General features: G+C 71.8%; 14 protein-coding genes. 10 read left to right on the forward strand and 4 right to left on the reverse strand.

Features of this window, described 5'->3' with window-relative positions; translation table 11 throughout:
• Positions 1 to 19 precede the first annotated feature (19 nt).
• Entirely contained in the window at positions 20 to 2,665 is a 2,646-nt protein-coding gene (locus OG580_RS26625; RefSeq protein WP_267046177.1) for a SpoIIE family protein phosphatase, read from the reverse strand.
• A gap of 269 nt (positions 2,666 to 2,934) precedes the next feature.
• Between OG580_RS26625 and OG580_RS26630 the strand changes: the two genes are divergently transcribed.
• The 10 genes from OG580_RS26630 (at position 2,935) to OG580_RS26675 (ending at position 17,828) form a co-directional block, all read left to right on the forward strand.
• On the forward strand, positions 2,935 to 8,421 hold the full coding sequence (locus OG580_RS26630) for a HAMP domain-containing protein (RefSeq protein WP_267046178.1): 5,487 nt from the start codon (positions 2,935 to 2,937) through the stop codon (positions 8,419 to 8,421).
• 294 nt (positions 8,422 to 8,715) lie between these two features.
• A complete protein-coding gene (locus OG580_RS26635; protein WP_267046179.1) occupies positions 8,716 to 9,390 on the forward strand; it encodes a two-component system response regulator in 675 nt (224 codons plus the stop codon).
• Between the two features lie 146 nt (positions 9,391 to 9,536).
• Positions 9,537 to 12,365, forward strand: a complete 2,829-nt coding sequence (locus tag OG580_RS26640) for a DNA translocase FtsK (RefSeq protein ID WP_267046180.1) — start codon at positions 9,537 to 9,539, stop codon at positions 12,363 to 12,365.
• A gap of 252 nt (positions 12,366 to 12,617) precedes the next feature.
• Positions 12,618 to 13,445: a helix-turn-helix domain-containing protein gene (locus OG580_RS26645; protein WP_267046181.1), complete on the forward strand. Its 828-nt coding sequence runs from the start codon at positions 12,618 to 12,620 to the stop codon at positions 13,443 to 13,445.
• A gap of 106 nt (positions 13,446 to 13,551) precedes the next feature.
• Positions 13,552 to 15,045, forward strand: coding sequence for a 30S ribosomal protein S12 methylthiotransferase RimO (gene rimO / locus OG580_RS26650; RefSeq protein ID WP_267046182.1), 1,494 nt, complete (start codon positions 13,552 to 13,554; stop codon positions 15,043 to 15,045).
• On the forward strand, positions 15,042 to 15,716 hold the full coding sequence (pgsA, locus tag OG580_RS26655) for a CDP-diacylglycerol--glycerol-3-phosphate 3-phosphatidyltransferase (RefSeq protein ID WP_267046183.1): 675 nt from the start codon (positions 15,042 to 15,044) through the stop codon (positions 15,714 to 15,716). The genes rimO and pgsA overlap by 4 nt, the downstream gene beginning before the upstream one ends.
• Positions 15,713 to 16,234 (forward strand): CinA family protein, encoded by a 522-nt coding sequence (locus tag OG580_RS26660; protein WP_267046184.1) that lies wholly within the window; start codon positions 15,713 to 15,715, stop codon positions 16,232 to 16,234. The genes pgsA and OG580_RS26660 overlap by 4 nt, the downstream gene beginning before the upstream one ends.
• Positions 16,235 to 16,343: 109 nt before the next feature.
• On the forward strand, positions 16,344 to 16,727 hold the full coding sequence (locus OG580_RS26665; protein ID WP_056648474.1) for a helix-turn-helix domain-containing protein: 384 nt from the start codon (positions 16,344 to 16,346) through the stop codon (positions 16,725 to 16,727).
• 156 nt (positions 16,728 to 16,883) lie between these two features.
• Positions 16,884 to 17,354 carry a Dps family protein gene (locus tag OG580_RS26670; RefSeq protein ID WP_267046185.1) on the forward strand — a complete coding sequence of 157 codons (471 nt, stop codon included), beginning with the start codon at positions 16,884 to 16,886 and terminating at the stop codon, positions 17,352 to 17,354.
• Between the two features lie 96 nt (positions 17,355 to 17,450).
• A complete protein-coding gene (locus OG580_RS26675; protein ID WP_267046186.1) occupies positions 17,451 to 17,828 on the forward strand; it encodes a hypothetical protein in 378 nt (125 codons plus the stop codon).
• Here OG580_RS26675 and OG580_RS26680 read toward each other — a convergent pair.
• Genes OG580_RS26680 through OG580_RS26690 form a run of 3 tightly spaced genes read right to left on the reverse strand, consistent with a single transcriptional unit; the run spans position 17,776 to position 24,038 of the window.
• Positions 17,776 to 18,540: an SDR family NAD(P)-dependent oxidoreductase gene (locus tag OG580_RS26680; RefSeq protein ID WP_267046187.1), complete on the reverse strand. Its 765-nt coding sequence runs from the start codon at positions 18,538 to 18,540 to the stop codon at positions 17,776 to 17,778. The two genes, OG580_RS26675 and OG580_RS26680, sit on opposite strands and share 53 nt — an antisense overlap.
• A gap of 32 nt (positions 18,541 to 18,572) precedes the next feature.
• A complete protein-coding gene (locus OG580_RS26685) occupies positions 18,573 to 19,361 on the reverse strand; it encodes an Fpg/Nei family DNA glycosylase (protein ID WP_267046188.1) in 789 nt (262 codons plus the stop codon).
• A 39-nt stretch (positions 19,362 to 19,400) separates the two neighbouring features.
• Positions 19,401 to 24,038 carry an ATP-dependent helicase gene (locus OG580_RS26690; RefSeq protein WP_267046189.1) on the reverse strand — a complete coding sequence of 1,546 codons (4,638 nt, stop codon included), beginning with the start codon at positions 24,036 to 24,038 and terminating at the stop codon, positions 19,401 to 19,403.
• Positions 24,039 to 24,115 lie beyond the last annotated feature (77 nt).

The following is a 24,115-nucleotide window of genomic DNA, read 5'->3' on the forward strand; positions in this document are numbered from 1 at the left end:
GGGCTGCCTTCCCCCGGGGTCAGCGGGGGTCCGGCTCGCGGAGGCGCATGGCCAGGATGGCCATGTCGTCGGAGGCGGGGGCCTGGGCGAAGCGCTCGACCGCGCGGAGGACGCGGGCGGCCACCGCGCCGGCCGTGAGGCCCGTACACGTCTTGAGGACTTCGGTGAGGCCGTCGTCGCCCAGCATGCGGGTGCCTTCGCGGCGTTCCGTCACGCCGTCCGTGACACAGAGGAGGACGTCGCCCGGGTCCAGCGTGATCGTCTGCTCGTACAGCTCCAGGTCCTCCATGACGCCGAGGAGCGGCTGGGGCTCCGCGGCCGGCTGGACCGTGCCGTCCTGGCGGAGGCGTAGGGGCAGGGGGTGGCCGGCGCAGACGACCTTCAGGATCGCGGAGCCGTCCTCCTGCGGGCGCATCTCGCCGTACAGCAGGGTGAGGAAGCGGCTGCGGGCGCCCTCGTCGAGGATCGCAGCGTTCAGGCGCTCCAGGACGGCCGGGCCGCCGAAGCCCTCGCGGGCCAGGAGGCGCAGGGCGTGGCGGGCCAGGCCGGTGACGGCCGCGGCTTCCGGGCCCGTACCGCAGACGTCGCCGATGGCGAATCCGTAGGCGCCGTCGCGGATCGGGAAGAGGTCGTAGAAGTCGCCTCCCACCTCGTTGCCCTCGCCGGCCGCGCGGTAGATGACGTCGACCTCGACGCCGGGGATCACGGGGAGGCCGGGCGGGAGGAGGCTGCGCTGGAGGGACTGGCTGATCGCCACGCGCTCCGAGTAGAGGCGGGCGTTGTCCAGGGCCAGGGCGGCACGGCGGGAGAGGTCCTCGGCGAGCTCCAGGATCTCCTGGCGGAAGTGGTCCTCCGAGGGGCGGCCGAGGGTCAGCATGCCGATGACCCGGTTACGGGCGACCAGAGGCAGGACGACGGTCTCGCCGGCGACCGTGCTCGCGGTCGCCAGGGTGGTGTCGATGCCGGAGGAGAGCGGGCTCGTGGGGTGGTCGAGGGCGCGGACCGAGGCGCTGAGCGCCGCTCGGTGGGCGGCGTCGCCCGGGGCCGCCCAGACCCGGGCGCCGGGGGTCGGCACGGGGTCGGGCGGGGCGATCGAGGAGAGCAGGTCCTTGAGGCCGTCGATGCGGTCCTCGTCCTCGTGGAGCACGTACGAGAGGTACGGGTCGGAGGACTGGTCGGCGATCGTGTAGACCGCGCACCAGGTGGCGAGGGTCGGGACCGTCATCTGGGCCATCAGGGCCAGGGTCTGGTCGCGGTCGAGGGTGCCGGCGAGGAGGTCGGAGGCCTCGACGAGGAAGCTGAGGGAGCCTCGGCGGAGGCGTTCGAGTTCGCCGAGGCGGGCCGACTCGACCGCCAGGGCGATGCGGTCGGCGGCGAACTGGAGGCGGAGGGCCTCCTCGTTGGAGTAGCGGTTCGCGGATTCGGCGGCCACGCCCAGGGAGCCGGTGAGCCGGCCCTCGACCTTGAGCGGGACGGTGACGACCGAGCGCATGCCGGTGCCTTCGAGGAGGGGGACGGCGCCGGGGACGGCGGCCAGGTCCTCGTGGACGGCGGGCATCCGGGCGGAGCCGTAGCGGCTGGCGCCGGTCTCGACGGGGACGCGGGCGAAGCGCTGGCGGGCGGCGGGGAGGCCGGTGGTCGCCCGTACTTCGAGCTCCGTCTCGTCGTCGGTGGCGAGCAGGAGGAAGGCGGCGTCGCCGTCGAGCATGTCGCGGGCGCGTTCGACCGTGCGCTGGAGCAGGCCGTCGAGGTCGTCGGGGGCCGGGGAGCCGATGAAGACCTCGAAGGGGTCGGCGGCGCGGCTCTCGGAGCCCGGTTCGGCGGCGGGGCGGAGCGGGGTCTGGAGGACGGCGCGCTCGTGCTCGCGTACCAGGAGGCAGACGGTGGAGGGTTCGCCCTGGGCGTCGCGGACCCGGAGATGGGAGGCGTAGACGGGGACGACGCGGCCGTCGGCGCAGCGGATGCCGTAGCTGCCCTCCCAGCGGGAGAGGCGCAGGGCCTCGGCGAGGCCGGTGCCGATGCCGGGGGTGTGGGGCCAGGCGGCGAGGTCGCCGAGGGGCTTGCCGGTGACCTGGTCGGAGGCGTACCCGAAGAGGTCTTCGGCGTCCTCGTTCCAGGACGTGAGGGCTCCGGTGCGGTCGATCTGGGCGACGGCGACACGGACGCGGCTGTCGGCGACCGGGAGGAGGGCGTCGGGGAGAACGGGGCCGGCGGAGCGGGTGCCCACCGGGCGCCCCGGGAGGTCGAGGTGGAACCAGACGTGCTTGCGGGTGGGGGAGTAGTCGACACCCCAGCGGTGGGCCAGGGCGGCGCAGAGCAGCAGGCCCCGGCCGTTCTCGCGGTCGGGGCTGCCGAGGGAGCGGCCGCTCTGGACGGGAATCTCGCGCTCGGGGTAGCGGTCGGCGACCTCGATGCGGATGCTGTCCTCGGCGCGGAGCACGAGGACTTCGGCGGAGGTGCCCGCATGGATGACGGCGTTGGTGACGAGTTCGCTGGTCAGGACGGTGGCGTCGTCGATGAGCTCAGGGTGTCCCCAGCCCTGGAGGGTGTCTCTGACGAACGCGCGGGCGGCCGCGACGGACCGCCCGACAGGTTCGAAGTCGGCTGTCGCCCGCGCGGTGATCACAGCACTCCTCGTACGCGTCTCGACGCCCGGCTCCGCCATGCTCCGTCTGCCCCTCCCACTGCCCGGTGGTCGTGTGCGCACCACACCGTCCCCGCCGGGCGGACCGGGGTGGTGGGACAGCCGGAGGCCAGGTTACTTACCTTCGCTGTCCGCGCGGATGCCGGTCGCCGCAGTTTCCGTCTCCCGGGGGTGGGGACGCTGTGCGAAGCTGCCGAACTGTTATCGCCTGGTTCGGTCGCGGTGAAACACTGGGCAGGCTATCGGCGAGAGCCGGAAGCGTACGGTCGACCCCTTTCGGGAGGGACACGGTGGAGTCTGGCACGGCGGCGCGGCGTGGCGGTGGCAGTGGCACGCGCGCGAGGGGCGGACGTTCCCGTGGGGGGACGGTGCAGGTGGACGAGGCGGCGCTGGAGCGGTTGTTGGCGGCGCTGGTGTCGATGCGGGACGGGAACTTCCGTAAACGGCTCACGGTGTCCGGTGACGGGGTCATGGCGGAGATCTCCGCCGTGTTCAACGAGGTCGCGGACCGGCAGATCCATGTGACGGGGGAGTTGTCGCGGGTCCGCCGGGTGGTGGGGCGCGAGGGCAAGCTGTCCGAGCGGCTGGAGGCCGGGGCCACCGAGGGGGCGTGGGCGGCGGCGATCGAGGCCGCGAACGCGCTGGTCGACGATCTGGCCCGGCCCGTTTCCGAGGTGGGGCGGGTGCTCTCGGCGGTGGCCGAGGGTGACCTCGACCAGCGGATGGACCTGCGTTCGGAGGGTGCCGACGGGGCCGTGAGGCCCTTGCGCGGGGAGTTCCTGAAGGTCGCGCGGACCGCCAACAACCTGGTCGACCAGTTGTCCGTGTTCGCCTCCGAGGTGACGAGGGTCGCCGTCGAGGTGGGTACGGACGGCAAGCTGGGCGGGCAGGCGCAGGTGCGTGGGGTGTCCGGTTCGTGGAAGGACCTCACGGACTCGGTCAACACCATGGCGAACCGGCTGACGGCGCAGGTGCGGGACATCGCGCTGGTGACGACGGCGGTGGCGGACGGCGATCTGTCGCAGAAGGTCACGGCGAACGTGGCCGGCGAGATGCTGGAGCTGAAGAACACCGTCAACCGGATGGTGGACCAGCTGTCGTCCTTCTCCTCCGAGGTGACCCGGGTCGCGCGTGAGGTGGGTACGGAGGGCGAGCTCGGCGGGCAGGCCGAGGTGGCCGGGGTCGCGGGCGTCTGGAAGGACCTCACCGATTCCGTCAACACGATGGCGGGAAATCTCACCAATCAGGTGAGGGGGATCGCGGAGGTGACGACCGCGGTCGCCAACGGTGACCTGTCGCAGAAGGTGCGGGTCTCCGCGCGGGGTGAGATCGCCCAACTCGCGGACACGATCAACCAGATGACCGAGACGCTGCGGACGTTCGCCGACGAGGTGACCCGGGTGTCGGGCGAGGTCGGCGCGCAGGGTCTGCTCGGCGGGCAGGCGCAGGTGCCGGGTGCGGCGGGTACGTGGAAGGACCTCACCGACTCGGTCAACACCGTCTTCCGGAACATCACCACGCAGGTGCGGGACATCGCGCAGGTGACGACGGCGGTGGCCAACGGTGACCTGTCGCAGAAGGTCACGGTCGACGTGGCCGGCGAGATGCTGGAGCTGAAGAACACCGTCAACACCATGGTCGACCAGCTGTCGGCCTTCGGTTCCGAGGTGACCCGGGTGGCCCGGGAGGTCGGTGTCGAGGGTCTGCTCGGCGGGCAGGCCGAGGTGCCGGGTGCGGCGGGGACGTGGAAGGACCTCACCGACTCGGTGAACACGGCCTTCCGGAACCTGACCGGACAGGTGCGGGACATCGCGCAGGTGACGACGGCGGTGGCCAACGGTGACCTGTCGCAGAAGGTCACGGTCGACGTGGCCGGCGAGATGCTGGAGCTGAAGAACACCGTCAACACCATGGTGTCGCAGCTGTCGTCGTTCGCGGACCAGGTGACGCGGATGGCGCGGGACGTGGGCACCGAGGGCCGGCTGGGCGGTCAGGCGCGGGTGGACGGGGTCTCCGGCCGTTGGCGGGAGCTCACGGACTCCGTGAACTTCATGGCCGGCAACCTGACGTCGCAGGTGCGGCAGATCGCCCAGGTGACGACGGCCGTGGCCCGTGGTGACCTGTCGCAGAAGATCGACGTGGACGCGCGCGGCGAGATCCTGGAGCTGAAGAACACCATCAACACGATGGTCGACCAGCTCTCCGCCTTCGCGGACCAGGTGACCCGGGTCGCCCGCGAGGTGGGTACGGACGGCCGGCTCGGTGGTCAGGCGCAGGTGCCCGGTGTGGCCGGGGTGTGGCGTGACCTCACGGACTCGGTGAACGGCATGGCCGGGAACCTCACGACCCAGGTCCGTAACATCGCGCAGGTCGCGACGGCGGTCGCCCGTGGTGACCTGTCGCAGAAGATCGACGTGGACGCGCGCGGCGAGATCCTGGAGCTGAAGAACACCCTCAACACGATGGTGGATCAGCTCTCGAACTTCGCGGAGCAGGTGACCCGGGTGGCCCGTGAGGTGGGCACCGAGGGAATCCTGGGTGGTCAGGCCGAGGTGCAGGGGGTCTCCGGCACCTGGAAGGACCTCACCCAGTCGGTGAACTTCATGGCGAACAACCTGACCATCCAGGTGCGCAACATCGCCGAGGTCACGACGGCGGTCGCCATGGGCGACCTCTCCAAGAAGATCACGGTCGACGCCCGGGGCGAGATCCTGGAGCTGGTCACGACCGTCAACACGATGGTCGACCAGCTGTCGAACTTCGCCGACGAGGTCACCCGCGTGGCCCGTGAGGTGGGTACGGAGGGCATCCTCGGCGGCCAGGCGCGGGTGCGCGGGGTCACCGGTACCTGGAAGGACCTCAGCGACAACGTCAACCTGATGGCCAACAACCTGACCAGTCAGGTGCGGAACATCTCCCGGGTCTCGGCGGCCGTCGCCAACGGTGACCTGACGAAGAAGGTGACGGTCGAGGCGCGCGGCGAGGTCGCCGAGCTCGCCGAGACCGTCAACACGATGGTGACGACCCTGTCGTCCTTCGCCGACGAGGTCACACGGGTGGCCCGTGAGGTGGGTACGGAGGGCGAACTGGGCGGCCAGGCCCGGGTCCCGGGTGTCTCCGGCACCTGGAAGGACCTGACCGAGTCGGTGAACTCGATGGCCGACAACCTCACCGGCCAGGTGCGGCAGATCGCCGCCGTCACCACCGCCATCGCCAAGGGCGACCTCACCAAGAAGATCGACATCGACGCGCGCGGTGAGATCCAGGAGCTGAAGAACACCATCAACACGATGGTCGACCAGCTGTCGAACTTCGCCGAGGAGGTCACCCGCGTGGCCCGCGAGGTGGGCACCGACGGGCAGCTCGGCGGGCAGGCCCGGGTCCGGGACGTGGAGGGCACCTGGAGCGACCTCACCGAGTCCGTGAACGAGATGGCAGGGAACCTCACCCGGCAGGTGCGGGCCATCGCGGCCGTCGCCACCGCGGTGACCCGTGGTGACCTCAACGTCAAGATCGACGGTGTGGACGCGGCCGGCGAGATCCAGGCGCTCCAGGACAACATCAACACGATGATCGCCAACCTGCGCGACACCACCCTCGCCAACGACGAGCAGGACTGGCTCAAGAGCAACCTGGCCCGTATCTCCGGTCTCATGCAGGGCCGCCGGGACCTCGACGACGTCGCCTCGCTCATCATGAGCGAGCTCACGCCGGTGGTCTCCGCCCAGCACGGCGCCTTCTTCGTGGCCATGCCGACGGGCTCCGCCCACAGCGACGCCGAACTCGTCGGTGAGGGCGACGGCTCGTACGAGCTGCGGATGCGCGGGAGTTACGCGTACTCCACCGGGTCCATGCCGACCTCGTTCCGCCCCGGCGAGACGCTCATCGGGACGGCCGCCGAGGAGAAGCGGACCATCCAGGTCAACGTGCCGCCGGGCTATCTGAAGATCTCCTCGGGGCTCGGGGAGGCCTCGCCCGCGCATGTGATCGTGCTTCCGGTGCTCTTCGAGGGCAAGGTCCTCGGGGTGATCGAGCTGGCCTCGTTCCAGCCGTTCGCGCAGATCCAGCGGGACTTCCTCAACCAGATCGCCGAGCTGATCGCGACCACCGTCAACACCATCAGCGTCAACACCAAGACCGAGGTGCTGCTCCAGCAGTCGCAGGAGCTCACCGAGCAGCTGAAGGAGCGTTCGGCCGAGCTGGAGCACCGGCAGAAGGAGCTTCAGGGCTCCAACCTGGAGCTGGAGGAGAAGGCCGAGCTGCTCGCCCGGCAGAACCGTGACATCGAGGTGAAGAACACCGAGATCGAGGAGGCCCGGCAGGTCCTGGAGGAGCGGGCCGAACAGCTCGCCGTCTCCATGCGGTACAAGTCCGAGTTCCTGGCCAACATGTCGCACGAGCTGCGCACCCCGCTCAACTCGCTGCTGATCCTGGCCAAGTTGCTCGCGGACAACGCCGAGACCAACCTGACGCCGAAGCAGGTCGAGTTCGCGGAGACCATCCACGGCGCCGGCTCGGATCTGCTCCAGCTGATCAACGACATCCTCGACCTGTCCAAGGTCGAGGCGGGCAAGATGGACGTCTCGCCGACCCGGATCGCGCTCGTCCAGCTCGTCGACTACGTGGAGGCCACCTTCCGGCCGCTCACGGCGGAGAAGGGGCTCGACTTCTCGGTGCGGGTCTCGCCCGAGCTGCCGGCCACGCTCCACACCGACGAGCAGCGGCTGCTCCAGGTGCTGCGCAACCTCCTCTCCAACGCGGTGAAGTTCACCGACTCCGGCGCGGTGGAGCTGGTGATCCGGCCGGCGAGCGCGGACGTGCCGCAGTCGATCAGGGAGCAGCTCCTTGAGGCCGGTTCGCTGCGTGATCCGGAGGCCGACCTGATCGCGTTCTCGGTGACCGACACCGGGATCGGGATCGCGGCGAGCAAGATGCGGGTCATCTTCGAGGCGTTCAAGCAGGCCGACGGCACGACCAGCCGGAAGTACGGCGGTACGGGTCTGGGTCTTTCGATCAGCCGGGAGATCGCGCGTCTGCTGGGCGGTGAGATCTTCGCGGCGAGCGAGCCGGGCCGTGGTTCGACCTTCACGCTCTATCTGCCGCTGAGCCCGACGGAGCTGCCGTCGCACGGGTACGGGCAGGGGGCGTCGGACTCCGAGGACCTGCAGCAGGGGGCCGAGGAGGGGACGGCCGGGATGGTCCACGCGTTCCCGCACTTCCCGCCGCCGCCCGTACGGACGGAGGCGAGGTCGGGGGCCGGGGCGCTGTTCCGGCACCGGCGGAAGGCCGCGGCGGAGGCGACCGGGGCGCGGGCCGGCGTACCGGGCCAGTCCGGTGAGCAGGCCGCCGCGGATCTGGGGGGGCCGGAGGTGGACGTCGAGCCGCGCCGTACCTTCAACTTCTCCGGCGAGAAGGTGCTCATCGTGGACGACGACATCCGTAACGTCTTCGCGCTGACGAGCGTCCTGGAGCAGCACGGGCTCGCGGTGCTGTACGCGGAGAACGGGCGCGAGGGCATCGAGGTCCTGGAGCAGCACGACGATGTGACGGTCGTGCTGATGGACATCATGATGCCGGAGATGGACGGGTACGCGACGACCACCGCGATCCGGCGGATGCCGCAGTTCGCCGGGCTGCCGATCATCGCGCTGACGGCGAAGGCGATGAAGGGCGACCGGGAGAAGGCGATCGAGTCGGGTGCCTCCGACTACGTGACGAAGCCGGTCGACCCCGATCACCTGCTGTCCGTCATGGAGCAGTGGATGCGGGGGGAGTGACTCCGGCCGGGGGCCCGCGCGGAGCGCCGCGCGGGCCCTCGGGGCTTCGCTGACGGACTGTCGCCACGGGGGTGTGAGGGGTCGGGATACGGGGAACCTTCTGGTCTCCCACCGCGTTTCTGCTACGTGCACAGTGACATCGCGGTGACAGGGTGTGGCGACGGGCGGGGTGCGGCTACGATGACCGGCACAAGGACGGACGGCGCTAGGGAGTCGTCTTCTGGGGCGGCACCCGGTGCTTCCCCCGGTTCGGGGACCCGGGGCGAGCCGTTGCCGGGGCGAGGAGGACGGGGCATGGTGCAGAAGGCCAAGATCCTCCTGGTCGATGACCGGCCGGAGAATCTGCTGGCGCTGGAGGCCATTCTCTCCGCGCTCGATCAGACGCTGGTGCGGGCATCGTCCGGGGAGGAAGCGCTCAAGGCGCTGCTGACGGACGACTTCGCGGTCATCCTGCTGGACGTCCAGATGCCGGGCATGGACGGGTTCGAGACCGCCGCGCACATCAAGCGGCGCGAGCGGACCCGGGACATCCCGATCATCTTCCTCACCGCCATCAACCACGGCCCCCACCACACCTTCCGGGGGTACGCGGCCGGCGCGGTCGACTACATCTCGAAGCCGTTCGACCCGTGGGTCCTGCGCGCCAAGGTCTCCGTCTTCGTCGAGCTCTACATGAAGAACTGCAAGCTGCGCGAGCAGGCCGCGCTGCTGCGGCTGCAGTTGGAGGGCGGCACGGAGGGCGGTCACGGCAAGGAGTCCGCCGGTCTGCTCGCCGAGCTCTCCGCCCGCCTCGCCGCTGTCGAGGAGCAGGCGGAAGCCCTGTCGAAGCAGCTGGACGACGACTCCGCCGACGCGGCCGCCGTCGCGACCGCCGCGCACCTGGAGCGGAAGCTGACCGGGCTGCGGCGGGCGCTTGACGCCCTGGAGCCGGGGACGGGTGCCGCGCCGACGCTGCCCGCCCAGGCCTGACGTACCGTCAACCGATCGGGTGGGCCGTGATGCGGCGTCAGCAGCGTGCCGCGACAAGGGTCACTCGATCGGGTAATGCGGACACCCGCGGCCCTACCGGCGGGTGAGAGCGGACAGCCCGTCCCCTCACCGGTAACCTCAGCATCATGGCTTCACGTACGTCCGGCAAGGGTTCCCAGGGCACGGCGGGCACCGCAAAGCCGCGCGCCGGCCGGACGACGGGCGCCGCGAAGAAAGCGGCGCCCGCGAAGTCGCCCGCCAAGCCGCCCGCGAAACCGGTCGCGAAGAAGGCGCCGGCCAAGAAGGCCACGCCCGCCAAACGCGCGCCCGCGCGGAAGACCGCCGCGAAGAAGGCGGCTCCCCGCCCGGCACCGTCCCCCACCGGGGGCGTCTACCGGCTCGTCCGCGGCGTCTGGCTCGGCATCGCCCACGGTGTGGGGGCGATGTTCCGGGGGATAGGGCGTGGGGCCAAGGGGCTCGACCCCGCCCACCGCAAGGACGGTCTCGCCCTGCTGCTGCTCGGCATCGCGCTGATCGTCGCCGCGGGCACCTGGTCCAATCTGCGCGGCCCCGTCGGCGACCTCGTCGAGATGCTCGTCACCGGGGCCTTCGGCCGGCTCGACCTGCTCGTGCCGCTGCTCCTCGGGGCGATCGGCGTCCGGGTGATCCTCTACCCGGAGAAGCCCGAGGCCAACGGGCGGATCGTCATCGGGCTCTCCGCCCTCGTCATCGGCGTCCTCGGCCAGGTCCACATCGCGTGCGGCTCACCGGGCCGTGACGACGGCATCGAGGCCCTGCAGGACGCGGGCGGCCTGATCGGCTGGGGCGCGTCCCAGCCCCTCGTCTTCATGATGGGCGAGGCCCTCGCCGTACCGATGCTGGTGCTGCTCACGGTCTTCGGCCTGCTCGTCGTCACCGCCACCCCGGTCAACGCCATCCCACAGCGCCTGCGCGCCCTCGGCGCCCGCCTCGGCATCGTCGAACCGGCCGACGACCCTGCGGAGGCCGAGGGGTACCAGCGGTACGAGGAGTACGAGGAGTACGACGAGGAGTGGCGCGAGGCCGCCCCGCGGACCGCTCGCCCCGCCCGACGCCGGGCGTCCGGCCCGGTGGAGCCGTACGACGTGGACAGGGCCGAGGCGGAGCTCCTGGAGCGGCGGAGCGGCCGCTCCTCGCGCCGCTCCGCAGCGGCCGACTTCGACTCCGGCCTGGACCCGGTGGACGTCGCCGCGGCGGCGGCCGCCGCCCTCGACGGCGCGGTGCTCAACGGGATGCCTCCCTCCCCGATCGTCGCCGACCTGACCCGTGACGTCACCGCCGAGCGCGCCGCCGCCGTGGCCGCCGCCGCGGAGGCCTCCGGGGCCGTGGCCCCGGCCGCGCCCGTACCACCGGCGCGCGGGGGGCAGCAGCGGACCGGCGGGGGCGTACCCGATCTGACCAAGCCCGCGCCCGAGCCGACCGACCTGCCGGCCAGGGCCGAGCAGCTCCAGCTCTCCGGCGACATCACGTACTCGCTGCCGTCGATGGATCTACTGGAGCGCGGCGGGCCCGGCAAGACGCGCAGCGCGGCGAACGACCTCGTCGTGGAGTCGCTCTCCAACGTCTTCACCGAGTTCAAGGTCGACGCGGCCGTCACCGGCTTCACCCGCGGTCCGACGGTCACGCGGTACGAGGTCGAGCTCGGCCCCGCCGTGAAGGTCGAGAAGATCACGGCCCTGACGAAGAACATCGCGTACGCCGTGGCCTCCCCGGACGTGCGGATCATCTCGCCGATCCCCGGCAAGTCCGCGGTCGGCATCGAGATCCCCAACTCCGACCGCGAGATGGTCAACCTCGGCGACGTGCTGCGGCTCGCGGACGCGGCGGGCGACGACCATCCGATGCTGGTCGCGCTCGGCAAGGACGTCGAGGGCGGCTACGTGATGGCCAACCTGGCGAAGATGCCGCACGTCCTGGTCGCCGGTGCCACCGGCTCCGGAAAGTCCTCCTGCATCAACTGCCTCATCACCTCGGTGATGATCAGAGCGACCCCCGACGACGTCCGGATGGTGCTCGTCGACCCCAAGCGGGTCGAGCTCACCGCCTACGAGGGCATCCCGCACCTGATCACCCCGATCATCACCAACCCCAAGCGGGCCGCCGAGGCCCTGCAGTGGGTGGTGAAGGAGATGGACCTCCGCTACGACGACCTGGCCGCCTTCGGCTTCCGGCACATCGACGACTTCAACCAGGCCATCCGGGACGGGAAGATCAAGCTGCCCGAGGGCAGCCAGCGGGAGCTGAACCCCTACCCGTACCTCCTGGTGATCGTCGACGAGCTCGCCGACCTGATGATGGTCGCGCCGAGGGACGTCGAGGACTCGATCGTCCGCATCACCCAGTTGGCGCGCGCCGCCGGCATCCATCTCGTCCTCGCCACCCAGCGGCCGTCCGTGGACGTCGTCACCGGTCTCATCAAGGCGAACGTGCCCTCGCGGCTCGCGTTCGCCACCTCCTCGCTCGCCGACAGCCGGGTCATCCTCGACCAGCCCGGTGCCGAGAAGCTGATCGGCAAGGGCGACGGCCTCTTCCTGCCGATGGGCGCGAACAAGCCGGTCCGTATGCAGGGCGCCTTCGTCACCGAGCACGAGGTCGCGGCCGTCGTGCAGCACTGCAAGGACCAGATGACGCCCGTCTTCCGAGAGGACGTCACGGTCGGCACCAAGCAGAAGAAGGAGATCGACGAGGACATCGGCGACGACCTCGACCTGCTGTGCCAGGCCGCCGAGCTGGTCGTCTCGACGCAGTTCGGCTCCACGTCGATGCTCCAGCGCAAGCTGCGCGTCGGCTTCGCGAAGGCCGGCCGGCTGATGGACCTGATGGAGTCGCGGAACATCGTCGGACCGAGCGAGGGTTCCAAGGCGCGTGACGTGCTGGTGAAGCCCGACGAGCTGGACGGGGTGCTGGCCGTGATCCGGGGGGAGTCGGGGGCGTAGCGACGGGGGTGTGGAGTGGGGGGCTGGGTGCCACCAGGGCGTCGGTGTACCCGATCGAGACCGGGCCGAGACTCACTCGTAAGGGAACGGGGGGCAACCGTTTCCCCTGGCCGTACGTCAAGTTGGACGGTGGGACAGATGGATGTCCCAGCCTCATGGCGTACAAACAGCACCCGCCCGGTTGCCCCACCCTTTCGTACCACCCATAGACTGAACGTCCAGCAGGTGGCTACACGCTCGAAAGGCGCTCTCGTGTCCATCGGCAACTCCCCCGAAGACGACCGGACGTTCCCGGCAGACGACCGGGACTCGATCGGTCGCGCTCTCCAGCAGGCCCGTATCGCCGCCGGTCTCACCGTCGAAGAGGTCAGTGCCTCCACCCGTGTCCGGATTCCGATCGTTCACGCGATCGAGGAGGACGACTTCTCGCGCTGCGGCGGTGACGTCTACGCCCGCGGGCACATCCGTACCCTCGCGCGCGCCGTCGGCCTCGATCCGGCTGAGCTGATCGAGCAGTACGACGCCGACCACGGCGGCCGTCCCGCGCCCACCCCCGCCGCCCCGCTCTTCGAGGCGGAACGTATCCGCCCCGAGCCGCGGCGGCCCAACTGGACCGCCGCGATGGTCGCGGCGATCGTCGCCGTCGTCGGTTTCGTCGGTTTCACGATGTTCGACGGAAACGAGGCCCCCAAGGGCGCCACCGCGGCCGACGGGGGTCCGGCCCCCGCGCCGGAGAAGGCGACCTCCGCCGCCAAGCCGAAGCCGGTCAAGCCCGCGGCCCCGAAGCCCAGCGAGAGCGCGATCGCCGCGGTCCCGCAGGACAAGGTCACGGTCAAGCTCACCGCCGTCGACGGCAAGAGCTGGATCTCGGCCAAGGCCAAGGACGGGAAGCTGCTCTTCGACGGCCTCCTCCTGGAGGGCGAGTCCAAGACCTTCCAGGACGACGACCGCGTCGACCTGGTCCTCGGCAACGCCGGCGCCATCGAGCTCCACGTCAACGGCAAGAAGGTCGAGGAGAAGTTCGAATCCGGCCAGGTCGAGCGGCTCACCTACACCAAGGGCGACCCCGAGGCCGGATGATCCGCCGGGCGCCGTCGGGCCCCTTCCGGCCCGGTGATGTGACCTCTGTCGCGCAGGTGAACCCTGCGCGACGGGGGAACGGCCGGGACGAAGTAGTCTTGAGCTCATGCCCGAACGCCGTACCGTCGCCCTTGTCACTCTTGGCTGCGCCCGTAACGAGGTGGACTCGGAGGAGCTCGCAGGCCGCTTGGCAGCGGACGGCTGGGAGCTCGTCGAGAACGCCGAGGACGCGGATGTCGCCGTCGTCAACACCTGTGGATTCGTCGAAGCCGCCAAGAAGGACTCCGTCGACGCCCTCCTCGAAGCCAATGATCTGAAGGATCACGGCAAGACCCAGGCCGTCGTGGCCGTCGGCTGCATGGCCGAGCGGTACGGCAAGGAGCTCGCCGAAGCCCTCCCGGAGGCCGATGGCGTCCTCGGCTTCGACGACTACGCCGACATCTCCAACCGCCTCCAGACCATCCTCAACGGTGGCAGTGTCGAGGCCCACACCCCGCGTGACCGGCGCAAGCTGCTGCCGCTGTCTCCCGTGGAGCGCCAGGAGGCCGCCGCGGCCGTGGCGCTGCCCGGACACGGCGACACCGCCGAGGTCCCCGTCGACGCGCCGGCCGACCTTCCGGAGGGCCTCGCGCCCGCGTCCGGGCCGCGTGCGCCGCTCCGCCGCCGGCTGGACACCAGCCCCGTCGCCTCGGTGAAGCTGGCCTCCGGCTGTGACCGCCGCTGCTCCTTCTGCGCCATCCCGTCCTTCCGTGGCTCCTTCGTCTCGCGCCGTCCCTCGGACGTGCTGAACGAGACGCGCTGGCTCGCCGAGCAGGGCGTCAAGGAGGTCATGCTGGTCTCCGAGAACAACACCTCGTACGGCAAGGACCTCGGCGACATCCGGCTCCTGGAGAGCCTGCTGCCCGAGCTGGCCGCGGTCGACGGCATCGAGCGCGTCCGGGTCAGCTACCTCCAGCCCGCCGAGATGCGCCCCGGCCTGATCGACGTCCTCACCTCGACCGAGAAGGTCGCGCCCTACTTCGACCTGTCCTTCCAGCACAGCGCCCCGGACGTGCTGCGGGCCATGCGCCGCTTCGGCGACACCGACCGCTTCCTGGAGCTCCTGGAGACCATTCGGTCCAAGGCCCCGACGGCGGGTGCCCGCTCCAACTTCATCGTCGGCTTCCCCGGCGAGACCGAGGCGGACTTCGCCGAGCTGGAACGCTTCGTCACCCACGCGCGGCTCGACGCCGTCGGTGTCTTCGGCTACTCCGACGAGGACGGCACCGAGGCCGCCACGTACGAGCACAAGCTCGACCAGGACGTCGTCGACGAGCGGCTCGCCCACCTCTCGCGACTCGCCGAGGAGCTCACCGCACAGCGCGCGGAGGAGCGAATCGGAGAGACCCTGGAAGTACTCGTCGAGTCCGTCGACGAGGAGGACGGCTGGATCGGCCGAGCCGCCCACCAGGCGCCCGAGACCGACGGCCAGGTGGTGCTCACCACGGCCGACGGTACGAGCCCCGACCTGGCTCCGGGCCGTATGGTCAGGGCGAAGGTCGTCGGCACGGAAGGCGTCGACCTGGTGGCCGAGTGTCTTTTCGAGGAGGCAGCCAGATGACCGGAGTCCCGGCATCCGCGACGGGCGGGACCGGTAGGCCGGCGCCCCGCGGAAAGCTGGGCACTGCGGCCGTCAACCAGGCCAGCCTGTGGAACATCGCCAACATCCTCACCATGATCCGGCTCGTGCTCGTGCCGGCCTTCGTGGTGCTCCTGTTCCAGGACGGCGGTCACGACCCCGCCTGGCGCGCCTGGGCCTGGGCGGCGTTCGCCGTGGCCATGATCACGGATGTCTTCGACGGGCACCTGGCCCGTACGTACAACCTCGTCACCGACTTCGGGAAGATCGCCGACCCGATCGCCGACAAGGCCATCATGGCCGCCGGTCTGATCAGCCTCTCCTTGCTGGGTGACCTGCCCTGGTGGGTGACCGGGGTCATCCTGGCCCGCGAGCTGGGGATCACCCTGATGCGGTTCTGGGTGATCCGGCACGGGATCATCCCGGCGAGCCGCGGCGGCAAGATGAAGACGCTCGCGCAGGGCACGGCGGTCGGCATGTACGTGCTCGTGCTCACCGGACCACTGGCCACCCTGCGCTTCTGGGTGATGGCGGTGGCCGTCGTGCTGACGGTCGTCACCGGTTTGGACTACGTGCGCCAGGCGATCGTCCTGCGCCGCCAGGGCCTCGCGGAGGAGCGGGCGGCCGCGCGGTCGGAGGCGGCGACGCGATGACCGAGGCCGCCCGGGTGCTGGCACTGCTCGCGGAGCGTGGTGACACGCTGGCCGTCGCGGAGTCGCTCACGGGTGGTCTGGTGGCCGCGGAGCTCACCGGCGTACCAGGAGCCTCGAAGTCCTTCCGGGGTTCGGTCACGGCCTATGCCACCGTCCTCAAGCACGAGCTCCTGGGTGTCGACAAGGCCCTCCTCGCGGAGCGCGGCGCGGTCGATCCGGAGGTCGCGCTGCAGATGGCGGCGGGTGTACGGGTCCGGCTAGGGGTCGACTGGGGGGTCTCCACGACCGGGGTCGCGGGCCCCGAACCGCAGGACGGGCAGGCCGTCGGAACCGTCTACGTGGCGGTCGCGGGACCGGCCGGGACGAGCGCCGGAGCCGGGAAAGTGGTCTCGTTGAGATTGAACGGCGACCGCGCGGACATCCGTAGAGAGAGCGTACGGAGCGTGTTGACACTGCTCCATGAGGAACTCTCGGGGAATGCGCGGGCACAGGATACGGAACACAACGGGGGGAATTGATGTTTGCAGCCCTGAGTGAACACGACATCGCTCCCCGCACGGCCGCAGCGCGAGGCGGTACGGTGGGGCGTGAAGGATGCGGCTACGCGGTCCGAGGAGGGAGCCACCGATGATCCTGCTCCGTCGCCTGTTGGGTGACGTGCTGCGTCGGCAGCGCCAGCGCCAAGGCCGTACTCTGCGCGAAGTCTCCTCGTCCGCCCGAGTCTCGCTCGGCTATCTCTCCGAGGTGGAGCGGGGGCAGAAGGAGGCTTCCTCCGAGCTGCTCTCCGCGATCTGCGACGCGCTGGACGTACGGATGTCCGAGCTCATGCGTGAAGTGAGCGACGAGTTGTCACTGGCCGAACTGGCCGAGTCGGCAGCGGCGAGCGAACCGGTGCCGACGCCGGTACGCCCGATGCTCAATTCGGTGTCGGTGACGTCGGTGGCCGGTGTGTCCACCGGGCGGGTGACCATCAAGGCGCCCGCGGAAGCGGTGGACGTCGTCGCTGCCTGAACCGAAGTGGGGTGAAGCCCCGGTCGATGCCTGTTGTGGGCATCGACCGGGGCTTTTCTCCGTTTCGGGACGCCGTGTGGGGTGTTTTGTCTGAGATGCCGGGTTCTGGTGGGGCGTGCCATGGTGGAGGCACGTACGACTGGTTGGAGATCCCGCATGTCTGTCGTGAAGAGCCCGCTGTCCGAGGCCGACCGCAAGACGGTCGGCAACGCCCTCCAGGGGGCGCTGGTCGACTTGGTCGACCTCGCCCTGGTCGCCAAGCAGGTGCACTGGAACGTCGTCGGACCGCGCTTCCGCTCCGTCCATCTGCAGCTCGACGAGGTCGTCGACACCGCGCGGCTGCATTCCGACACCGTGGCGGAGAGGGCCTCCGCCCTCGGCGTCAACCCGGACGGACGCTCGACGACCGTGGCCTCCTCCAGCGCGATCGGAACGGTGCCGGAAGGGTGGATCAAGGACGGGGAGGCGGTGCAGCTGCTCGTCGCCGCCCTGGGGGCGGTCATCACCCGGATGCGGGAACGGATCGACGCGACCGGTGACCCCGACCCGATCAGCCAGGACATCCTGATCGGCCTGACGGGCGACCTGGAGAAGCATGCGTGGATGTTCCAGGCGGAGAGTGTGTAGGGCGTGGCCATACGTGCGGCGCGCGCCGGGTTTGCCTCCGGTGCGCCCTCCCGCTGGGTGATCCTGCCGGTCTAGCGTCGACCGCAGGAGGCGGCCATGGTACGGCGACGTGTTCCGCCGGCGACGCTCGCGCTGGTCGCGGTCGGGCTGGTGGCCGGGGGGCTCTGGTGGTGGGCGGTGCTGCGCCTGCTCCTCGTGCCGGGGGAGGCCGGGCCCGTCGAGGGGGCGGTGGTCGCGGGTGGCTGGGGGCTGAGCCTGTTGCCGGTGCACGTGGCTGCTTCGGCGCGACGGTCGGGTGGCGGTGGTCGCGCGAGGGTTTCGGGTGCCGGTGGGGCTGGCTTCGGTGGGCCGGGTGACGGTTCTGGGCTTGGTGGGCCGGGTGGCGGGGCTGGGGTTGGTGGGCCGGGTGGCGGGTCCGGGGTTACCAAGGCATCGCGACGCCGCCGTTGGGGCGGAGGATCTGGCCCGTCGTGAACGAGGAGGCGTCGGAGGCGAGGTGGAGGACCGCGTGGGCGATGTCCTGTGCCTCGCCGACCCGGCCCAGGGGTGAGTGACGGATCATCGCGGCCTCCGCCTGCTGCTGGGCGGCCGGCTCGTGACGGTCCGTCATGGGTGTACGGATCCATCCTGGAGCGACCGCGTTGACCCGGATGCCGTACCGGCCCACCTCCACCGCCAGCGTCTTCGTGAGCTGGACGACGGCCGCCTTGGTGACGCTGTAGCAGAGCAGGCCCGGGCTCGCGGTGTCCATCGCGCCCGAGGCCATCGTGACGATCGAGCCCGCGGTGCCGGAGGCGATCATCGAGCGGGCCGCCTCCTGGCAGGCGTACAGGACTCCCTTGAAATTGACGGCGAGGACGCGGTCGAGGTCCTCGTCGCGGGTCTCCAGGACGCTGCTCGTGTGCATGATCCCGGCGACGGCGGCCATGACGTGGAGGGGGCCCGCGGAGCCGACGGCGGCCGCCAGCGCGGTCCGGTCGGTGACGTCCAGGGGGTGCGGGTGCGCGGTGCCGCCCTCGGTCGCGACGAGGGTGGCGGTCTCCTTGAGGCCGTGCTCGTCGCGGTCCGCGCAGTGCACCGCGGCTCCCGCCTGGGCGAGGAGGAGTGCGGTGGCGCGGCCGATGCCGCTCGCCGCTCCCGTGACGAACGCGGTGCGGCCGGTGAGGTCGTACGCCGAGAGGGTCATCCCCGGACCGTACGACCGGATCTGACGGGTCGTCAATCAGTGGGCCCGGGTTGGCAGGACGGGCACCAGTACGTGACCCGGTCGCCGAGCTCCGCCTTCCTGATCCGGGCCCCGCAGCGCAGACAGGGCTGTCCCTCGCGACCGTAGACGTGGAGCGGGGTGCCGGTGCGGCGCGTCGTGGTGGTGCGTCGGTCGGGTCGGTCCTTGTTCGCCTCCAGGAGGCGGTGGGCGGTCGCGACGAGGCGGGCGGGGACGTCCGGGCCGAGCTCACCGACCGGGAGCCAGGGGGTGACGACGGCGAGGAAGGCCAGCTCCGACTTGTACACGTTGCCGATGCCGGCCAGGTTGCGCTGGTCGAGCAGGGCCTCGCCGAGCGGGCGGTCCGGGTCGGCGCGCAGGCGGCGCACGGCCTCCTCCGGGTCCCAGTCGGGGCCGAGCAGGTCCGGGCCGAGGTGGCCCACCGCACGGGGCTCCTCGGCGGTACGGATCAGCTCCAGGACCGGAAGTCGGTAGCCGTACGCGGTGGACTCGGCGTTCCCGAGGACCGCGCGGATCTGGTGGTCGGGGCCGCCGCGCGGGCGCTCCCCGGTGGCGTACACCCGCCAGGCACCGTCCATCCGCAGATGGGAGTGGAGCGTGAGCCCGCCCTCGATCCGCGCGAGGAGGTGCTTGCCGCGCGGCGTGACGTCGAGGAGCGTGCGGCCGGTGAGGTCGGCGGTCGCGAACCGGGGCACGCGGAGGTCCGAGCGGGTCAGGACCCGCCCGGCCAGCGCGGTGTGCAGGCGGTGGGCGGCCTGCCAGACGGTGTCTCCTTCGGGCACGTGTCCATGATGCCGGGTGGTGTGGGGAGCGGGCGTGGTTCAGGCGCGCAGGCGGAGGCCTCTGGGCGTGGCGACGAAGCCCGCTGCCTCCAGGGGGCGGGCGAGCGGGGAGGTCAGCGCCGTGGCGCCGTTGATCCGCTCCACCGTGACCGTGCCCAGGGCGCCCTCCCGTGCCGACGCGGCCAGTGCCTCGGCCGCCGCCGTCAGGGCGGGATCGTCCGGCTCGGTCGGCCAGGAGAGGAGGGTCTTTCCGCCCCGCTCCATGTAGAGCGCGAGCTCGCCGTCGACGAGGACCACCATCGCGCCCGCCTTGCGGCCGGGCTTGTGCCCGGCGCCGGTCGGCGGCTCGGGCCAGGAGAGCGCCGCCCCGTACGCGTTCGCCGGGTCGGCCGCCGCGAGGACCAGCGCGCGCGGGCCGGCCGCCGCCTCCACGCCACGGTCGCGGGCCGTCGCCGCGGCCCGCAGCCGGTCCACGGCCCCGTCCATGGCGAACTGGGCCGCGCCGAGGCCCTCCACGACATAGCCGCGCCGGGCCTGACCGCTGTCCTCGAAGGCGGACAGAACGCGGTACGTGGCGGAGAAACCGCCCTCCACGTCCTCGGCGGCCACCGCGCCCCGGGTGACCACGCCGTGCCGGTCCAGGAGGGTGCGGGCCAGGGCGTGCGCCCGGTGCGTCGGCTCCGGCTCGGCGGGCGGCAGCAGCGACCAGCGGCCGGAGACCGTCGGCGGGCCCGTGCGGGACACCGGGCGGGCGGCGGCGGCAAGGGTGCCGTACCGGCCGCGGGGGACCGTGCGGCGCGCACGGTGGGCGGTCGACCCCGCCGTGCGGCCCGAACCGAGCAGCGAGCGCAGGGGAGCGAGGGTGTCATTGGTGAGCCGGCCCGACCAGGCCAGGTCCCAGAGCGCGTCGGCGAGCTGCGGGTCGGTCGCGTCCGAGTGGGTCGTGGCCCTGACCTGGTCGGCGATCTGCCGGAAGAACAGGCCGTACCCGCCGGAGAGGGTCGTGAGCACCGACTCGTGCAGCGCGGACAGCTCCAGCGGGTGCGGCGGGGGGAGGAGCAGCGGCGCAGCGTCCGCGAGGTACAGCGAGACCCAGCCGTCCTTGCCGGGCAGTGATCCGGCGCCGGCCCAGATCACCTCACCGGTGGTGGTCAACTCGTCGAGCAGCGCCGGGGAGTAGTCCCGGACGCGGGACGGCAGGATCAGCTTCTCCAGCGCCGAGGCGGGCACCGGCGCGCCCTGGAGCTGCTCGATCGCGCGGGCGAGGCCGTCGATACCGCGCAGACCGCTGCCGCCCAGGTGCTGCCACTGGGGGAGGAAGGTCGCGAGCGCCGCCGGCGGCACCGGCTCCAGCTCGTGGCGCAGCGCGGCGAGGGAACGGCGGCGCAGTCGGCGCAGCACGGCCGCGTCGCACCACTCCTGGCCGATCCCGGAGGGATGGAACTCGCCCTGGACGACCCGCCCCGCGGCGGTGAGCCGCTGGAGCGCGCCGTCCGTGACGGCGGGGCCGAGCCCGAAGCGGGCGGCGGCCTGCGAGGAGGTGAAGGGGCCGTGCGTGCGTGCGAAACGGGCGAGGAGATCACCCAGCGGATCCTTGACCGGCTCGGTGAAGGCCTCGGGGACACCGACCGGCAGGGCCGTGCCCAGGGCGTCCCGGAGCCGTCCCGCGTCCTCGATCGCCGCCCAGTGGTCCCGGCCCCCGATCCGCACCCGGATCGCGCGCCGGGCCCGGGCGAGGTCGGGCGCCCACGCGGCGTCGGCACCTCGCTCGGCCAGCTCGGCGTCGGTCAGGGGGCCCAGGACCCGCAGCAGGTCCGCGACGCCCTCCACGTCCTTGATCCGCCGGTCCTCCGTCAGCCACTGCAGCTCGCGCTCCAGCTCGCCGAGGACCTCGGGGTCGAGGAGCTCGCGCAGCTCCGCCTGGCCGAGCAGCTCGGCCAGGAGCCGGGAGTCCAGGGAGAGCGCGGCCGCCCGCCGCTCGGCGAGCGGGGAGTCGCCCTCGTACAGGAACTGCGCCACGTAGCCGAAGAGGAGCGAGCGGGCGAAGGGCGACGGCTCGGGGGTGGTGACCTCGACGAGCCGGACCCGGCGGGCCTCGATGTCGCCCATCAGCTCGGTGAGACCCGGGACGTCGAAGACGTCCTGGAGGCACTCGCGGACGGCCTCCAGGACGATCGGGAAGGAGCCGAACTCGCTCGCCACCTGGAGGAGCTGGGCGGCGCGCTGCCGCTGCTGCCAGAGCGGGGTGCGCTTGCCCGGGTTCCGCTTGGGCAGCAGCAGGGCGCGGGCGGCGCACTCGCGGAACCGGGAGGCGAACAGCGCGGAGCCGCCCACCTGGTCGGTGACGATCTGCCCGATCTCGCTCTTGTCGAAGAGGGCGTCGGCCGCGCCGACGGGCGCCTGGTCGGCGTCGTACGCCGTGTCGAGATGCCGGCCCGGGTCGATCGGTTCGTGGTCGAGGAGGTCCAGGCCCATCAGGTCGGCGTCCGGGAGGCGCAGCACGATGCCGTCGTCCGCGTGCATCACCTGCGCGTCCATGCCGTACCGCTCGGCGAGCCGCGCGCCCAGCGCCAGCGCCCAGGGCGCGTGCACCTGCGCGCCGAACGGGGAGTGGATGACGACCCGCCAGTCCCCGAGCTCGTCCCGGAACCGCTCGACCAGGATCGTCCGGTCGTCCGGCACGTGGCCGCAGGCCTCGCGCTGCTCGGAGACGTACGCGAGGACGTTGTCCGCGGCCCAGGCGTCGAGGCCCGCGGCGATCAGCCGCAGCCGCGCGTCCTCCGGCCCGAGGGCGCCGAGCTCCCGCAGGAACGCGCCCACCGCGCGCCCCAGTTCGAGCGGGCGGCCCAGCTGGTCGCCCTTCCAGAACGGCAGCCGGCCCGGCACCCCGGGCGCGGGGGAGACGAGCACCCGGTCCCGGGTGATGTCCTCGATCCGCCAGGACGTGGTGCCCAGCGTGAAGACGTCGCCGACCCGCGACTCGTACACCATCTCCTCGTCGAGCTCGCCGACCCGGCCCCCGCCCTTCTTGGGGTCCGCGCCCACGAGGAACACGCCGAACAGGCCCCGGTCGGGGATCGTGCCGCCCGAGGTGACGGCGAGCCGCTGCGCGCCCGGCCGCCCCGTGACCGTCCCGGCGACCCGGTCCCAGACCACGCGCGGGCGCAGCTCGGCGAAGGCGTCCGACGGGTAGCGGCCGGCGAGCATGTCGAGCACGCCCGTGAACGCCGACTCCGGCAGGGAGGAGAAGGGCGCCGCCCGGCGCACCAGCGCGAGGAGGTCGTCCACCTGCCAGGTGTCGAGGGCCACGATGGCGACCAGCTGCTGGGCCAGCACGTCCAGCGGGTTCGCGGGGATCCGCATCGACTCGATGGCGCCCGAACGCATCCGCTCGGTCACCACGGCCGCCTGCACCAGGTCGCCCCGGTACTTGGGGAACACCACGCCCGTCGAGACCGCGCCGACCTGGTGGCCGGCGCGCCCCACGCGCTGCAGCCCGGAGGCGACCGACGGCGGCGACTCGACCTGCACCACCAGGTCGACCGCGCCCATGTCGATGCCCAGCTCCAGGCTGGAGGTGGCCACCACGGCGGGCAGCCTGCCCGCTTTGAGGTCCTCCTCCACCTGGGCCCGCTGCTCCTTCGACACCGAGCCGTGGTGGGCCCGGGCGAGCAGCGGCGGCGCGCCCCGAGTCGAGCCCGACTGGGCCATGACCTCGGCCGGGGGAGTGCCCTCGGGGAGGGGCTCGCCGGTCGCCCGCTCGTACGCGATCTCGTTGAGCCGGTTGCACAGGCGCTCCGCCAGCCGGCGGGAGTTCGCGAAGACGATCGTCGAGCGGTGGGACTGGACGAGGTCGGCGATCCGCTCCTCGACGTGCGGCCAGATCGACGGCTTGTCGCCGCCGTCCTTGCCTTCGGAGGCCGGGGAGCCTCCGAGCTCGCCCATGTCCTCGACGGGGACGACGACGGAGAGGTCGAACTCCTTCCCCGACGGCGGCTGGACGATCTCCACCGCGCGGCCCGGGGACAGGTAGCGGGCGACCTCGTCCACCGGGCGGACCGTCGCCGAGAGACCGATCCGGCGCGCCGGACGGGGCAGCAGCTCGTCGAGCCGCTCCAGGGAGAGCGCCAGGTGCGCGCCCCGCTTGGTGCCCGCGACCGCGTGGACCTCGTCCAGGATGACCGTCTCCACGCCCGACAGGGCCTCGCGGGCGGCGGAGGTCAGCATCAGGAACAGCGACTCGGGGGTGGTGATCAGGATGTCCGGCGGCCGGGTCGCCAGGCTCCGCCGCTCGGCGGCCGGTGTGTCGCCGGAGCGGATGCCGACCCGGACGTCGGGCTCGGGCAGCCTCAGCCGGACCGACTCCTGGCGGATGCCGGTCAGCGGGGAGCGCAGATTCCGCTCGACGTCCACGGCGAGTGCCTTCAGCGGCGACACGTACAGCACGCGGCAGCGCTTCTTCGCCTCGGCCGGCGGGGGAGCGGACGCCAGCCGGTCCAGCGAGGCGAGGAAGGCGGCAAGGGTCTTGCCCGAGCCCGTCGGAGCGACGACGAGCACGTCGGAACCCGCGCCGATGGCCTTCCAGGCGCCCTCCTGCGCGGCCGTGGGCGCGGTGAAGGCCCCGGTGAACCAACCACGGGTCGCGGGGGAGAACGAGTCGAGCGCGGACCAGACCATGTCCCCCATCGTGCACCCGCCCACTGACAACCGCCCGGACCTGGGGAAATCCGCTCGTGGCAGGGGGCCTGCGAGGG

This window comes from Streptomyces sp. NBC_00094, assembly GCF_026343125.1.
Taxonomy (GTDB): domain Bacteria; phylum Actinomycetota; class Actinomycetes; order Streptomycetales; family Streptomycetaceae; genus Streptomyces.